The following is a 14,624-nucleotide window of genomic DNA, read 5'->3' as shown; positions in this document are numbered from 1 at the left end:
TACAAATAATACACACGACGCCTATATTACAAAATTATTAAAAAAATATTTATATATTCTTTTTAATACTTTAGGTGGAGAGTCAATTAACTTACTTATTCATAAGAGATTTTAAATATTTTTCGCTACTTTCATCCATCGGAAAATAGGAATCAGGCAAAAAATCGCGATAATTACGATCAAATTTAGATAGTTTTGGTAACCTAAAGCATCCCCTAGTAGCCCGCTCAGGCTATAAAGTCCCCCGCTTACAGTAGCCATCAAGGCGACCTGAAAGGTGAAATCCGTCCCTGCCAGATGCTTGCGACTGTATTGCATCACCAAGGTCAGCATAACCACTAAGAGCATGGCCGATACCATATCTTCAGCAGCATTGATAAGATAAATGATCCAGTTTTCTACTTTGTTCTGGGCTTCATATCGTGCAGCCAGCCAAGCATAAGCGATTAGACTGAGTATTTTCAGAATAGAGAAAATCATTAAACTCCAACTGCGCGACCAGTATTTCAAACACCAGCCTGCTAGCCCTGCGCCAATCAACGCTGCAAAAGCGCCGAGCATGGTGACATAAATACCAATCTGACCAAAACTCAGTCCCAAATCGACCATCAAAGGTTTTAATAATGGCCCAGACAGACCATCCGCCACTTTAAAGGTTAGTAAAACCAGCAGCCATGTCGCCAAGGTAGAATCAGCTAAAAAATATTGAAAATAAGCTTTAATTCTAGTCCGAGCAGGTAATTTCTCAGGTGATGAAGAAATCATCTTTTGATGATCTGGTTCTTTAAACCATAACACCGGTAAAGTATTCAGAAAGACCAGAACTGCCAGCAGTAAAAAGGTCATCTGCCAATGCAAAAAGTCGAGTAACCACAGGACTGCCCCGCCTCCAACAATAAAGCCCAAGCGGGAACCAATCACCTGAAAGGTATTACCCCAGTGTTGCTGTTCATTTTTTAAAATATTGACTGCCAGTCCATCCGTGGCAATATCCTGAGTAGCACCGATCCCATTCATCACTAACAACGTGATAAAAAAGATCAGCAGGTACAGCGGCTGGTTTAAGGCTTGGATCGGCAAGAAGGACAGTCCAATCAGTACAGAGACGGAAAGCCATTGCAAAGGAATAATCCAGCTTCGATAATGACCTCGAGATTTTGATCCATGTCGATCAACTAAAGGTGCCCAGAAGATTTTTATCGACCATGGCAGCATGAGCAGGCCAAAGCCACCAATATGTGCCAGAGATACGCCTTCAGCTCGCAGAATGACCGGCAAGGCATGGGTCATAAACCCGACCGGAAGCCCCTGTGCCCAATATAGGGAAAACAATAAAATATAAGTATTCCGCATATTCAGCGCAGGTCCTTAAGGTAAAAATGCTAAAAGCATCCATCATCGCTATACATTTTGCCAATGATCCAGATTTTACAACAGTCTAGGACGTGTCCTCATTTGGCTTTGCACCAAATAAATATGCAGGCTATACGGATCATAGATTTATAATTGCGTGCTAGTTTATCAAATCGAGTTGCAATAGCACGGAAATGTTTTAATCTCGCAAAAGCATTTTCAACTAAATGTCTTAATTTATATAGATATTTATCAAATTCCTTATTCGATCTCTTACTGTTTGATCTCAATGGAATAATGGGAGTCATATTCTTATTCTTGGCACATATTCTAATGTGCTCAGCATCATACCCCTTGTCAGCAATGAGATAAGTTGCCTCGCCTACAATATCAATCAGTTGTTTTGCAACTTGACTGTCGTGGACGTCACCCCCAGTGATTTTAAAATCAATCGGTAATCCATTCGCGTCGGTTGCAAGATGTATTTTTGTTGTTGGTCCACCGCGTGATTGTCCAATTGCTCTTTCGAAACCATGCCGAGCTCCACTTGCATGTTGATGCACGCGTATGTAGCTTCCATCAATGAATACCCATTCCTGATCCAGAATGCCTCGTAATCTAAAAAAAATTTATCCCATAATCCCTTACTTGCCCAGCGATTAAAGCGATTGTAAGCAGTTTGCCAAGGGCAAAGTTCTTGAGGAATATCACGCCATGTCGCACCCGTACGTAGTTTCCATAAGATGGCTTCCATGATATTTCTACTATTTTTTGAACAGTAACAACCGTGTAATCGCATAGTATCTTGAATTTGCTGCCAAATATCATCGGTGAGAAGAGTACGTGCCATTGAAAAAATATAGAAATGAAAAGAGCTTAAAGGAGGATTTTAAGTATTTAAAACCAATTCTTCAAATGAGGATACGCCCTAGTATGATCAAAAATAAAGAAAAATACGTTTCAGGATGAGACATCGATGAGTAAAACACGCTTTCCCAAACTCCCTCCATTGGTTCCCTGTCGCGGAGGTAAATTGAGCCAGACCCTATTTAAACAGCTATTTTTGGCTCAGGGCTGGCAGCTTAAAGGCGAATTCCCTAACCTGCCTAAAGCAGTGGCAATTATTTCCCCGCATACCTCAAATATCGATGCCTGGTTAGGCTTTAATGCCCTGCTTGGTCTGGGTATTCAGATTACGATTTTTGGTAAAGACAGCCTGTTTCGTACTCCACTTAAACCCATTCTGGAATGGATCGGTGTAGTTCCTGTAGTACGCGATACACCGCAAGGTCACACCCGACAAATTGTTGATGTGATTAATAAGACAGACCGGATCTGGGTAGGTATGGCACCGGAAGGTTCTCGCAAGGCGCCAGAAAAAATCCGCAGCGGTTTTTATCATATTGCCAAGGCAGCCAATTTACCGATTGTGATGTTTTCCTTTGACTATGACATCAAGACCATTCATATCCTCGGTGTATATCACCTGACAGGTGATTATGAATATGATCTGGAACAGATCTATAAGCATTATGAAGGTAAATTTTCGGCTAAAAATCCGGATTGGGTCGCCAAGCCGTTACAAAAGCTTTTGAAAAAAGACTAGGCAAAACTGGCTTTTTTTGATGTGATAGCCTGAATTTTGTTGATTTAATCGCCAGTTTTTTTATAATGAAATTAGCCCGTTATGCTCTGATTGGCTGCTTGGGCTTAAGCCTTGCAGCATGTGATAAAGCTACTAAAACCCCAGCACCCTCTACTCCTCTTCAGGCTCGTGAACCTGTGGTAGCTATTGCTCTCGGTGGTGGCGGTGCCAAAGGCTTTGCCCATATCGGGGTACTTAAAGTCCTCGAATCGCATGGCATCAAACCGAAGATTGTTACTGGAACCAGTGCCGGGAGTTTCGTAGGCAGTCTATATGCCAGCGGCAAATCTCCCTTTCAGTTGCAGCAAATCGCCTTGAACTTTAAAGAATCCGATATTCGTGATTTAACCCTGAACCGCCAAGGAATTATTGCCGGACAGAAACTGCAGGATTTCGTCAATAAAAATGTGGCGAATAAACCAATTGAACAGTTCCCGATTCGCTTCGCGGCGGTGGCAACCCGCCTGGACAATGGCCGTAAAGCTGACTTTATCAAAGGCAATGCCGGACAAGCCGTGCGTGCCTCTTGCAGTATTCCAAATGTCTTTGTACCTGCTGTGATTGGCGGTACAAAATATGTCGATGGCGGTCTGGTTAGCCCGATTCCGGTAAAAACGGCCAAAGATATGGGAGCTGATATTGTTATTGCCGTAGATATTTCTGCACGTCCGGACAGCAATAAAGCGCTCAACATGTGGGGCGTACTGGACCAGACGATTAATATCATGGGTCAGCAAAGCATCAATGAAGAACTCAGTCAGGCCAATATTGTAATCCAGCCTAAAGTAGGCCATATCGGCACACTGGATTTAAAAGCCAGTAATGAAACCATTCTCGAAGGTGAAAAAGCTGCGCAATTAAAAATCCGTTCAATTGAAAAAGCCATCAGTGATTTTAGGCAATCTCCGGCTGCATTCAAGCCTGCACGACCGGCAAAATTTTAATCAGAACTTTTTTATATTCATCTGCTGCCGCATCTGCTACATTGGAATTAAATCATATAAAGATGATGATTAATTAAATACTTAGCACTATAGGTCACGATATGGAATTAGTTCTTGAACCTTGGCACTGGTTTGTATTGGGAATACTTCTTATTCTTTCAGAATTACTACTGCCCGCTTTTGCTGCCCTCTGGTTCGGGATTGGTGCCATTATGGTTGGCATTCTGTACTGGATGTTCCCGATGATGGGACTGACCACCCAGATCCTGACCTGGATCATCCTGTCTGTTCTTTGTACCTTGCTCTGGTTCAAGTTTATCAAGCCGCTTTCTATCGACAAGACCAAAGCCGGCCTGTCGCGCGAAGCCACTATTGGCCAAATTGGTATGGTGATTCAGACCGATCTTGAACAGGATCAGATCCGGGTCCGTTTTCCGCTGCCTGTTTTAGGCTCGGATGAATGGGATTGCCGCGCTCTGGATAAAGTTCAGGTTGGAGATCGTGTCCGTGTTGTCGATATTCTGGGAAATGACCTGGTTGTACAGCCCCACAGCACTCAATATCAAAACGAAAAAGGTGAATAAATTATGTCTGCTGGCACTATCATTGTTATTGCGTTCTTGGCCTTTGTTGCGATTACCATTTTTAAAGGTGTACGGATTGTTCCACAAGGCTATAAATGGATCGTGCAACGTCTGGGTAAATATCACACCACACTCAATCCTGGCCTGAATTTTGTCATTCCTTATGTAGATGAAGTGGCTTATAAAGTCACCACCAAAGATATTGTTCTGGATATTCCTTCGCAGGAAGTAATTACCCGTGATAACGCCGTCTTGCTGATGAATGCGGTAGCTTATATCAACCTGACAACTCCAGAAAAAGCGGTATACGGGATTGAGAACTACTCATGGGCAATTCAGAACCTGGTACAAACTTCGCTACGTTCAATCGTGGGTGAAATGGATCTGGATGATGCCTTATCTTCACGTGATCATATCAAGGCACGTTTAAAGTCCAGCATTTCTGATGATATTTCAGACTGGGGTATCACCTTAAAGACGGTTGAAATTCAGGACATTAAACCTTCTGTGACTATGCAGACGGCGATGGAAGAACAGGCAGCGGCAGAGCGTCAACGTCGTGCAACTGTCACTAAAGCAGACGGTGAAAAACAGGCCGCCATTCTGGAAGCTGATGGTCGTCTGGAAGCCTCACGTCGTGATGCAGAAGCGCAAGTCGTACTGGCAGAATCTTCACAGCGTGCGATTGATATGGTGAGTCAGGCAATTGGCGATAAGGAAATTCCTGTGGCTTATCTGTTGGGTGAACAATATGTCAAAGCCATGCAGGATATGGCCAAGTCTCCAAATGCCAAGACTGTGGTCTTGCCTGCCGATGTGCTGAATACCATTCGCGGTGTGATGGGACGTCACTAAATTTCAGAGATACTTCACAATAGGCAGCCAATTGGTTGCCTATTTTCTTTCAAAATAAGAAAATCTCAGCAAAGATTGTGAATTTATGGTTAAATTTCGCGTTTATTTTTGAAATCCTCTGGATTCGATGTTGCTTGGCTTTCGGATTAAAGTCTTTCGCATCTGTCAAAATCCTTGTTTCGATCTACTGTCCAACTTAAAAATGGATACCGTATGAGCTCCCTAAATCCAACCTTAATTACCTTTCTTTTTTATATTGTCGGCATGGTCGTGATCGGCCTGATGGCATACCGCGCGACAAACAACTTTTCCGATTACATCTTAGGGGGCCGACGTTTAGGTAGTTTCGTAACTGCACTTTCTGCAGGGGCTTCCGACATGAGTGGCTGGCTGCTGATGGGCTTGCCAGGCGCAATTTATCTTTCTGGCCTGTCTGAAATGTGGATTGCGATTGGTCTGATTATCGGTGCATGGCTGAACTGGCTGCTAGTTGCGGGCCGTTTACGGGTCCATACCGAAGTCCAGCACAATGCCCTGACCCTACCGGACTATTTCTCGAACCGCTTTAACGATCAGAAAAAAGTGCTGCGTGTGGTTTCTGCATTTGTCATTCTGATTTTCTTTGCGATTTACTGTGCGTCAGGCATGGTGGCAGGTGCACGTCTATTCGAAAGCATGTTCGATATGTCTTATAATACGGCACTCTGGATCAGTGCAATTGCAACGATCAGTTATGTATTTATCGGCGGTTTCCTGGCAGTCAGCTGGACCGATACCATTCAGGCAACCCTGATGATCTTTGCCCTGCTCCTCACACCAATTGTAACCATTCTGACTTTTTCAGATATGTCACAAGTTACGCTCGCTTTGGAAGCCGCACGCCCACAGGCCATGAACCTGGTCGGTGATCTAAGTACCATCGCAATCCTGTCCTTAATGGCATGGGGTTTGGGTTATTTTGGTCAGCCGCATATTTTAGTACGTTTTATGGCCGCCGATTCAGTGAAGTCGATTCCGAATGCACGTCGTATCGGGATGACCTGGATGACACTTTGTCTAGGTGGCGCAGTAGCTGCAGGTTTCTTTGGTATTGCCTACTTTCAGCAACATCCGGAACTCGCTACTGTGGTGAATGCCAATCCTGAAACCGTGTTTATGGAACTGACTAAAATCCTGTTCAATCCATGGATTGCCGGTGTGGTTCTGGCGGCCATTCTCGCTGCTGTGATGAGTACATTGAGTTGTCAGTTACTGGTGTGTTCAAGTACCCTGACTGAAGACTTTTATAAATCATTCCTTCGTAAAAATGCCTCACAAAAAGAGCTGGTTTGGGTCGGTCGTTTGATGGTGCTTCTCATTGCTTTACTGGCGATCTGGATGGCTGGTAATCCTGAATCTAAAGTGCTGGGGCTGGTAGCGTATGCCTGGGCTGGTTTTGGGGCTGCTTTTGGTCCATTGATTATTCTGTCTCTGTTCTGGAAACGTATGACCTTGAATGGTGCTTTGGCAGGTATGATCGTTGGCGCATGTATGGTGATTCTGTGGAAGAATACTGTTGGTGGAACAGGTCTTGGTTTTATTCCAGCCGGCATCTATGAAATTATTCCAGGCTTTATCTGTTCTTGGATTGCGATTGTGGTTGTGAGTCTATTAGGCAAAGCACCAACAGCTGAAATTACAACACGCTTTGAACAGGCAGAACGTCTCTATAACGAAAGCAAATAATTCAATATAAAAAAAAGAGGACTTTAAGTCCTCTTTTTTATGCTCGTTTTCAGCTAATTTCAGGAAGATTAGTTTATTCAAATCAGCTTTTACGTGTCAGCAGGAACTGGGTAATCTGCATCAGATCATCAGCCTGACCATCAAAATGATTCAGTGCAGTCATGGCCTGATCATGTAATTGCTGTGCATAGGCTCGGGCTTTCTCTAAACCCATTAATGCCGGATAAGTTGACTTCTCCACCTGTTCATCCTTGCCCGCCGTTTTACCGAGCACTTCTGTATCAGAAATAATATCCAGAATATCGTCCTGTACTTGGAAAGCTAGACCAATCGCTTGCCCGAATTCACGCAGTTTTGGAATCGCCACATCAGTCCCTTCAAAGATGGTTACCGCTGCCATCATAATCGCTGCACTGATCAGAGCACCGGTTTTATTACGGTGAATGGTTTCCAATGCTTCCTGATCAATTTTTTTGGCTTCGGCTTGTAAATCCAGTACCTGACCATTGACCATTTTCGAGGAAGCAGTAGCCAGAATCTGAATTTGCTTCAAGACAATCGCTGGCTCTACTGCAGGCCCCTGATCAAACAGACGACTACCCAGAATTTCAAACGCCATAGATTGCAAAATATCACCTGCCAGAAGAGCCGTATCTTCACCAAAAGCAGCATGACAGGTTGGCTGACCACGACGTAACAAGTCATTGTCCATGCATGGCAGGTCATCATGGGCTAACGAATAGCAATGAATAAACTCGATCGCAACTGCGGCACGGCGTACCGCAGCACTATTCTGATTCGGTTTTAAAGCGGCAGTGGCATAACAGAGTGCTGGACGTACCCGCTTTCCTCCTAGCATTACGGCATGATGTACTGCCGACTTTAACGGTTCCGGAATGGAAAAGGCTTCCAAAGCAGTCATTAAATCGTGTTGGATTCGTTGTTGTGCTTGAGTTAGTGCATGGGTTGATACGTCAGTGATAGATGACACATTCGCCTCGAATACGTAGCCAGAATAATAAAATGACAGTTTATAAGTACCTGTCTGTTATCAGGCATTGTACCTAGAATTGCTTTGAATTTTCAGTCTTAAATCCAAATGTTGTTTCATAATTCTGTATTGAGACTGAAAATTTGAGGTAGAAAATCTGCATCAATAAAAAACTACCAGAGAACTGATGGTTTTACTTAGGCTAATTTTCTCAAGAAATAATTTTAAGAAAGAACATCTTCAGGAACACGCACCCAACCTTCCATTAGCACACGAGCACTACGACTCATAATGGCTTTTTTCACTTTCCATTCTCCATTTTCCTGCACTGCTTGCGCACCCACTCTTAAGGTACCGGAAGGATGACCAAAGCGGACTGATTCACGTTCACCACCACCCGCAACACGATTGACCAAGGTTCCCGGAATTGCTGCCGCTGTCCCAATCGCTACAGCCGCTGTCCCCATCATGGCATGATGCAATTTACCCATCGATAAGGCACGGACCAGAATATCGCTATCTGCCTCAGTGACTTCCTTACCACTAGAGGACGTATAAGTCTTTGGCGGAGCCACAAAGGCGATCTTTGGCGTATGCTGACGTGTAACAGCTTCACTAATGTCCTGAATCAGACCCATCTGTTGAGCAGCATAAGCTCGGATGGCTTCAAACTTCACCAAGGCAGCTGCATCATTGTTGATATGGTCCTGTAACTCGGTACCGTTATAGCCCAGGTCTTCTGCTTTTAAAAAAACTGTCGGGATCCCGGCATTAATCATCGTCACTTCAAAGCTGCCAATATTCGGTACTTCCAGCGTATCGGTTAAATTTCCAGTCGGAAACATTGAACCGCCCTCGGCATCATCATCGGCAGGATCCAGAAATTCAATCTGCACTTCGGCTGCTGGAAAAGTTACGCCATCCAGCTCAAAATCACCTAGTTCCTGAACCTGACCATTCTGCATCGGTACATGGGCAATAATGGTTTTCTGAATATTCGCCTGCCAGATTCGAACCGTACACAGCCCATTTTCAGGAATACGTGCAGGATCGACTAGACCATTGGAAATCGCAAATGCCCCAACTGCTGCAGTCAGATTGCCACAATTACCACTCCAGTCCACAAAAGGTCGATCAATCGATACCTGACCAAACAGATAATCTACATCATGATTTTCTTGCTGACTTTTAGACAAAATCACAGTTTTGCTGGTACTTGAACTGGCACCGCCCATCCCATCAATCTGCTTGCCATATGGATCCGGGCTGCCGATCACTCTTAATAACAACTGGTCTCGAATTCGGCCTGCCTGTTGTGCAGCATCAGGTAAATCGTCCAGTTTAAAGAACACCCCTTTACTGGTGCCTCCACGCATATAAGTGGCTGGGATTTTGATTTGGGCAGCGAAACTCATGAATACTTTCTTCCTCTGGCTTGTCTTTATTCTGATCAAAATTATTGAATATTTGTGAGACGAGTATAATCGGTTTAAAGCCAAGTAGTTGCCTTGCCCGACCTAAGTATAAAAAAACAGCATTTGTATCGAGTTAAAAAAACAGCAAACTCATCAGTTACATTTTCAATAAAATTAATATATTGATTCACATATCTTTTATTCTATTTATTTTTATAATTTTTTTTGTAAATACGATAATTATATTTCATCCAGACGGGTGCTCTAGGCTTCTTATCTTTGTTCCATTACAATCTTTATACCTATTTCTTACATTGTCGGGCTGAACACTTTGAATAACGAGTCTTCACAACTTCAGCGTGGCTTAAAGAACCGTCATATTCAGTTGATCGCCATGGGCGGTGCAATTGGCACAGGCTTATTCTTAGGTTCCGCACAGGTGATCCAATCTGCGGGTCCTTCTATTATTCTTGGCTATGCCATTGGTGGCTTAATTGCATTCTTAATCATGCGTCAATTGGGTGAAATGATAGTTCATGAACCTGTAGCAGGTTCATTCAGCCATTTTGCTTATAAATACTGGGGCAAATTCCCCGGTTTCCTTGCGGGTTGGAACTACTGGATCTTATATATTCTGGTAGCCATGACCGAACTTACCGCCGTTGCAAAATATATTAATTACTGGTGGCCTCATATTCCTGCCTGGACCTCAGTCCTGTTTTTCTTCATCGTAATTACGCTGGTCAATCTAGGCAATGTGAAATTCTACGGTGAATCAGAATTCTGGCTGTCCATTGTGAAAGTGACTGCAGTCATTTCCATGATTGTCTTTGGTCTCTATCTGATCCTGACCGCTGATGCATCTTCAGGGGCTTCTTTCAGTAACCTCTGGACTGCGGGTGGTTTCTTCCCGAATGGCTTTGAAGGCTTATTCTATATGCTGGCCTTCCTGATGTTTGCCTTCGGTGGTATTGAACTGATCGGGATGGCAGCAGCAGAAGCTGAAAATCCAGAAAAAACCATTCCAAAAGCGATTAATCAGGTCGTATTCCGTATTCTGGTGTTCTATGTAGGTGCATTGACAATCCTGTTGTCTTTGGTGCCTTGGAACCAGTTAGAGCTTGGCGGTCTGGATAAAAGCCCGTTTGTAATGATCTTTAGCCAATTGGGGATTGACTGGGCAGCACATCTGCTGAACTTCATCATCCTGACAGCTGCACTTTCTGTTTATAACAGTGGCATGTATGCCAATAGCCGTATGCTCTATGGTCTGGCACAGCAAGGTAATGCCCCTAAAGTCTTTAAAAACGTGAACAAACAAGGGGTTCCAATTCCTGCAGTTCTGTTCTCTGCCCTGCTGATTTTCGGCTGTGTACTTCTAAATTACTTTGTTCCTGAAGATGCTTTAAGTCACCTGATTTATGTGGTGGTAGGTGCACTGGTACTGAACTGGGCCATGATAAGCCTGACTCACTTCAAGTTTATGCAAAGCATGAAACACTTAGGACAAAAGACCAGTTTCCCTGCATTGTGGTCACCTGCAAGTAATATTCTGGTTTTAGCTTTCATTGCAACCATTCTTTACATCATGTGGACACAAGGTTTTAAAGAATCAGTGCTGATGCTTCCGGTCTGGGTAGTGATCATGTTTATTCTGTTTAAGGCACTGCGTCCTAAGAATTAATCAAAAAATCTTTTAATCGATGATTTTTAAAGTTATTGCTTCGGCAATAACTTTTTTTTTGCATTTTTTACAGTACAATAGCCTTCTTTTCGCGCCCTTAGCTTAACTGGATAGAGCAGTTGCCTCCTAAGCGACCGACGTGGGTTCGAGTCCCGCAGGGCGCACCATCCTTTCAAAATGTGATCTATACTTCAAAAAATTAGCGTTAATCTTCATATTTTTAGAATATTTTTTATACAAAAAATCATTTTTTCTCCATTATTTTATTTCTTTTACTTTCAAATACTTATTTCAAAATAAGGCCATTTTTTGGTGCAAAAACTCTATTTTGGTGCTTTTTTAGACTAATTAGTTTTTTCTAGAGCATTTACTCTTATTTTAATTGTGCTATTTTTGTCACATGGAGTAACAAATGATTGCGGATAAATACCCGAAATCTCCAAGAATTCAATAAGTGCAAACAACAACGCTAGATATAAATTTGTACCTCAAGGAAAGACGTAAATGAAATTAAAAACATTAACTACTGCAATGATTCTTGCAACTGTACCTATGACAGGCGCATTTGCAGCAGCACTAGATCGTTCAGGCCAATCTATTGCAGCCTTCCTACAACCTGGTAACTATTTTGAAGCAGGTATTTCTGTTTTAGATCCATCTGTATCTGGTAAAGCTAATGCAGGTTATACACCTAACGCTGCTATTCCTGCAGCTTTAGCTGGTCTTGAGAATACCTCTCTATCAGACATGGGCGAAGATTATTACTTCCCAAGTGCAGCATTAAAGTTTCAAGTAGCTGATAAATTATCAGTGGGTCTTTTATACGATCAACCTTTTGGTGCTGATGCAGCCTATTCAGTTGGTGATGCTGGAGCAAACCCAGCATTAGCAGGCTTGGGGCTTCCAGCTGCATTATTTGCTGGACAGGGCTTATTGCATGATGGCCAAGAAGCAACTGAAGTAGAAGTTACAACCGAAAATTTAACGTTCCTATTAGGTTTCCAACCAACTGAAAACTGGAATCTATATGGTGGTGCGGTATACCAGACCGTTAAAGGGAATGTTCAACTACGTGGTACCGCATACGGTTCTACTATTGCATTAGGCCAATATAATGCAGATATGAAGAAAGATTCTGCAGTAGGCTGGATTGCAGGTTTAGCTTACCAAATTCCTGAAATCGCATTAAAAGCATCTTTAACGTATCGCTCTGAAATTGATCACGAAGCAGCAACGAATGAATATGGTACAAGCTTAATTTTAACTGGTTTAGTTCCTGGACCAGGTGCGGTATATAACGAAAACACTACTACCAAAATTACAACTCCACAATCTGTAAACCTTGATTTCCAAACTGGTATCATGGCTGACACAGTCGCTTTTGCTAATGTGCGCTGGGTAAACTGGGAAGATTTTTCAATTCGTCCTGAACAGTTTGGTACAGTTTCAGAAGCTTTAGGTGCCGCAGGCTTAACCCCAGATAATCCAAATGGTTTTGACTTAGTGGGTTATACAGATGATCAATGGTCAGCTACTGTAGGTGTAGGCCGTAAATTTAATGAAAAATGGGCAGGTAATGTCTCTGTAGGTTGGGATTCAGGTGCAGGCAACCCTGTTTCAACTTTAGGTCCAACTGAAGGTTACTGGAACGTTGGCCTAGGTCTACAATTCTCACCTGCTGCAAACTACTTTATCGCTGGTGGTGTGAAGTACTTCTGGTTAGGTGATGCTAAAGCTCAACCTGCATCAATGTTTGGTACAGGAAACTCTGTGGCACAATTTGAAGATAACCATGCTTTAGGTTATGGCTTAAAAATGGGCTATCGCTTCTAATTCCTGTTAGTTAATAAAAACCACCTTCGGGTGGTTTTTATTGTCTCATTTATATTTTTATACACCCGTATACTATTCGATGCTTTTATCACCAATCAAATTTTGCCTAAATTTTGTTTTTAATATATTTTGATAAAAATTATTATTTGTTTATTTTCATTAAGTTAATCAAAAAAATATAGTATAAATACTCTAAGCAATCATTTTTTATAACCGCCATAGTTAATTTCTTGGACGAAGTGGAGCATTTACTCTTTTTAAATTTGTGTTACTTTTCCACAACTTTTATTAATATTTATGCAACATTGTCAAGGATGAGCCATGAAGCTTAAGCCAATCTCTATCGCTATTCTTCTTTCTAGCCTGCCTACTTCTCTCGTGTTCGCTGCCGGTTTAGACCGTTCAGGCCAGTCTATTCAGGCTTTTTTACAACCTGGTAACTATGCAGAAGCAGGAATTTCTGTTCTTGATCCAACTGTGAAAGGGACATCTAAAGTATCTGCTTTTGAAGGTGAAAAAATTAACGACATGGGGGAAGATTACTATTTCCCCTCTGCTGCAATTAAAGTTCAAGCAACAGACAAAATTTCTTTAGGCTTGATCTATGATCAACCTTTTGGAGCAGATGCAACATACGCTGAAACTGCTGGTTCTTTTGGTAATGGTGTAGAAGGTACATCAGTTGATGTTGACACACATAATTTAACTGCCCTCATTGGTTATCAACCTACAGAAAACTGGAATTTCTATGCTGGTCCAGTGTGGCAAACTGTTGAGGCTGATATTAAATTACGGGGGGGTGCTTATTCTTTATTAAGTGGCTATAACATTCAGCTTAAACAAGAAGAAGCCTTTGGATGGCTTGCTGGATTTGCTTATCAAATTCCTGAAATTGCATTAAAAGCTTCTGTTACCTATCGTTCAGAAATTAAGCATAAAGCAAAATCTTCTGAACAGTCTGATTTAGCTCTTTTAGGACAACAACTTCCTGATGCAGGTCATCCTTTAAGTCCAGCAAAACCATTATTGGCGACTTTAGGTGAAAGAGAAAGTACTGTAGAGGCGGTTACACCTCAGTCGGTAAATATTGATCTGCAATCAGGTGTCGCTCAAAATACTATTGCTTTTGCAAATCTTCGTTGGGTTCATTGGGATCAATTTGCTGTAACACCATCTTTACTCGCTCAAGCTTCAGCCTTGGCAAAAGGAAAAGCACAAAATCTGATCGATTACTCTAATGATCAATGGTCAGCAACAGTCGGTGTAGGTCGCAAATTCAATAATAAATGGTCAGGTTCAGCTTCTGTAGGTTATGACTCAGGTGCAGGCAACCCTGTAACGACTTTAGGTCCAACTGAAGGTTACTGGAATGTAGGCTTAGGTGCTCAATATAGCCCTGCTGAGAATTACTTTATTCAGGCTGGCGTAAAATATTTCTGGTTAGGCGATGCCCAAGCACAAACTGGCGGTACTATTGTAGGTGATTTTGAAGACAACCATGCCATGGGTTATGGCCTAAAAATCGGCTACCGTTTCTAAGCAATAAAGAGTTTTACTCTAATAAAAAAAGGCACCCTTTGGTGCCTTTTTTTAAT

12 protein-coding genes and 1 tRNA gene are annotated in these 14,624 nt (G+C 42.4%); 9 read left to right on the top strand and 4 right to left on the bottom strand.

What is annotated here, in order from left to right; all coding sequences use genetic code 11:
• Nucleotides 1-111: 111 nt before the first annotated feature.
• Nucleotides 112-1,353, bottom strand: a complete 1,242-nt coding sequence (locus FOC32_RS08755) for an MFS transporter (RefSeq protein ID WP_175967006.1) — start codon at nucleotides 1,351-1,353, stop codon at nucleotides 112-114.
• Nucleotides 1,354-1,451: 98 nt separating this feature from the next.
• Nucleotides 1,452-2,203, bottom strand: a protein-coding gene (locus FOC32_RS08750; RefSeq protein WP_416378060.1) for an IS5 family transposase whose coding sequence is annotated in 2 segments (ribosomal slippage) — nucleotides 1,452-1,969 and nucleotides 1,969-2,203 — 753 coding nt in all. Because the reading frame shifts where the segments join, the coding sequence is not laid out codon by codon here.
• Nucleotides 2,204-2,329: 126 nt separating this feature from the next.
• On the opposite strand from FOC32_RS08750, the gene FOC32_RS08745 reads away from it, so the two are divergent.
• The 5 genes from FOC32_RS08745 to putP all read left to right on the top strand — a co-directional run bounded on the left by FOC32_RS08745 (nucleotide 2,330) and on the right by putP (nucleotide 7,106).
• Nucleotides 2,330-2,959: a 1-acyl-sn-glycerol-3-phosphate acyltransferase gene (locus FOC32_RS08745; RefSeq protein ID WP_175967002.1), complete on the top strand. Its 630-nt coding sequence runs from the start codon at nucleotides 2,330-2,332 to the stop codon at nucleotides 2,957-2,959.
• Between the two features lie 65 nt (nucleotides 2,960-3,024).
• Nucleotides 3,025-3,942, top strand: coding sequence for a patatin-like phospholipase family protein (locus tag FOC32_RS08740; RefSeq protein ID WP_005234509.1), 918 nt, complete (start codon nucleotides 3,025-3,027; stop codon nucleotides 3,940-3,942).
• A 101-nt stretch (nucleotides 3,943-4,043) separates the two neighbouring features.
• Nucleotides 4,044-4,526 carry an NfeD family protein gene (locus FOC32_RS08735; protein ID WP_004783073.1) on the top strand — a complete coding sequence of 161 codons (483 nt, stop codon included), beginning with the start codon at nucleotides 4,044-4,046 and terminating at the stop codon, nucleotides 4,524-4,526.
• Between the two features lie 3 nt (nucleotides 4,527-4,529).
• Nucleotides 4,530-5,381 (top strand): SPFH domain-containing protein, encoded by an 852-nt coding sequence (locus FOC32_RS08730; protein WP_005234507.1) that lies wholly within the window; start codon nucleotides 4,530-4,532, stop codon nucleotides 5,379-5,381.
• A gap of 213 nt (nucleotides 5,382-5,594) precedes the next feature.
• On the top strand, nucleotides 5,595-7,106 hold the full coding sequence (gene putP, locus FOC32_RS08725; RefSeq protein ID WP_175967000.1) for a sodium/proline symporter PutP: 1,512 nt from the start codon (nucleotides 5,595-5,597) through the stop codon (nucleotides 7,104-7,106).
• Nucleotides 7,107-7,188: 82 nt separating this feature from the next.
• Here putP and FOC32_RS08720 read toward each other — a convergent pair whose 3' ends face one another.
• Together FOC32_RS08720 and prpF are read right to left on the bottom strand one after the other, a co-directional pair.
• Nucleotides 7,189-8,097 carry a polyprenyl synthetase family protein gene (locus FOC32_RS08720; RefSeq protein ID WP_175966998.1) on the bottom strand — a complete coding sequence of 303 codons (909 nt, stop codon included), beginning with the start codon at nucleotides 8,095-8,097 and terminating at the stop codon, nucleotides 7,189-7,191.
• A gap of 224 nt (nucleotides 8,098-8,321) precedes the next feature.
• A complete protein-coding gene (gene prpF, locus FOC32_RS08715; protein ID WP_175966996.1) occupies nucleotides 8,322-9,512 on the bottom strand; it encodes a 2-methylaconitate cis-trans isomerase PrpF in 1,191 nt (396 codons plus the stop codon).
• Between the two features lie 331 nt (nucleotides 9,513-9,843).
• On the opposite strand from prpF, the gene FOC32_RS08710 reads away from it, so the two are divergent.
• The 4 genes from FOC32_RS08710 (at nucleotide 9,844) to FOC32_RS08695 (ending at nucleotide 14,568) form a co-directional block, all read left to right on the top strand.
• A complete protein-coding gene (locus tag FOC32_RS08710) occupies nucleotides 9,844-11,196 on the top strand; it encodes an amino acid permease (RefSeq protein WP_175966994.1) in 1,353 nt (450 codons plus the stop codon).
• Nucleotides 11,197-11,287: 91 nt separating this feature from the next.
• Nucleotides 11,288-11,363, top strand: a tRNA-Arg gene (locus FOC32_RS08705).
• 337 nt (nucleotides 11,364-11,700) lie between these two features.
• Nucleotides 11,701-13,029 carry an OmpP1/FadL family transporter gene (locus tag FOC32_RS08700; protein WP_004783080.1) on the top strand — a complete coding sequence of 443 codons (1,329 nt, stop codon included), beginning with the start codon at nucleotides 11,701-11,703 and terminating at the stop codon, nucleotides 13,027-13,029.
• Between the two features lie 321 nt (nucleotides 13,030-13,350).
• Nucleotides 13,351-14,568, top strand: a complete 1,218-nt coding sequence (locus FOC32_RS08695; RefSeq protein ID WP_004783082.1) for an OmpP1/FadL family transporter — start codon at nucleotides 13,351-13,353, stop codon at nucleotides 14,566-14,568.
• The last annotated feature ends 56 nt before the right edge of the window (nucleotides 14,569-14,624 follow it).

Source organism: Acinetobacter sp. FDAARGOS_724 (assembly GCF_013364475.1).
GTDB classification, from domain to species: Bacteria; Pseudomonadota; Gammaproteobacteria; order Pseudomonadales; family Moraxellaceae; genus Acinetobacter; species Acinetobacter variabilis.
The sequence above is the reverse complement of the archived record's forward strand: the minus strand, read 5'-3'. Positions and strand labels throughout refer to the sequence as shown.